This is a genomic window from Oleiphilus sp. HI0079 (assembly GCF_001635105.1).
Window position 1 is genome coordinate 1 of record NZ_LWFT01000354.1, and the last position, 877, is coordinate 877.

Annotated in this window: 2 protein-coding genes; both read right to left on the bottom strand. The window is 45.7% G+C overall.

The window, feature by feature from the left end:
* Positions 1-479 (bottom strand): S1 RNA-binding domain-containing protein (locus A3750_RS04765; protein ID WP_156498408.1); only part of this gene is annotated, 479 nt, incomplete at its 3' end.
* 121 nt (positions 480-600) lie between these two features.
* On the bottom strand, positions 601-877 hold a 277-nt coding region (locus tag A3750_RS04770), incomplete at its 5' end, for a d(CMP) kinase (protein WP_068548057.1).

Here is an 877-nt window from a genome sequence, read left to right on the forward strand (position 1 = left end):
TCAAGCTTGATTACTTTAAATTCAAGCTCTTTGCCTTCGAGGTGTAACGTATCACGCACTGGACGTACGTCAACGAGAGAACCAGGTAGGAATGCGCGAACAGATTTAAGGTCAACTGTGAAGCCGCCTTTAACTTTGCCGTTAATAATACCTTTAACGATTTCTTGAGCTTCGAATGCTTTTTCAAGTTCTTTCCGAGCTTCAGCACGCTTCGCTTTTTCACGAGAAAGCTGAGTCTCGCCAAAACCGTTTTCAACAGCATCAAGTGCTACGTCTACAGTGTCACCGACAGCAAGTTCGATATCACCCGCTTCGTTAACAAACTGTGAAAGAGGGATAACACCCTCAGATTTCAAGCCCGCGTTGACTGTAACCCAATCACTATCGATGTCTACAACTACGCCCTTTACGATCGACCCTGGGGTCATATCGATTTCTTTTAGGCTTTCTTCAAATAAATCAGCAAAGCTCTCGCTCATTACATTTCCTGTTAGATTCTCCATACCACCAGTTAGTACGGTCTGATTAAATAAGCTAACGACAAATCACTGGCCGACCTTCGCTGCCATTAGCGTAAAAAACTATAAAGAGGAACAAGACTTATTGTGGATGGACCAACGATAGGACTTTTTCCAACACTTGCTCGATCGAAAACTCTGTCGTGTCTATTATGATTGCGTCGTCTGCGGCCTTTAGTGGCGCGGCTTTTCGACCCATATCACGCGCATCACGCGCTTCGATCTCTTGCAAAAGGGTCGCGATTTTAACATCTTCCCCCTGAGCCTTCAACTGTTGGTGCCTGCGCTCTGCTCGCGCTTGAGCAGAGGCTGTAAGAAATACTTTGAATGGCGCCTCTGGAAAAACAACAGTGCCCATA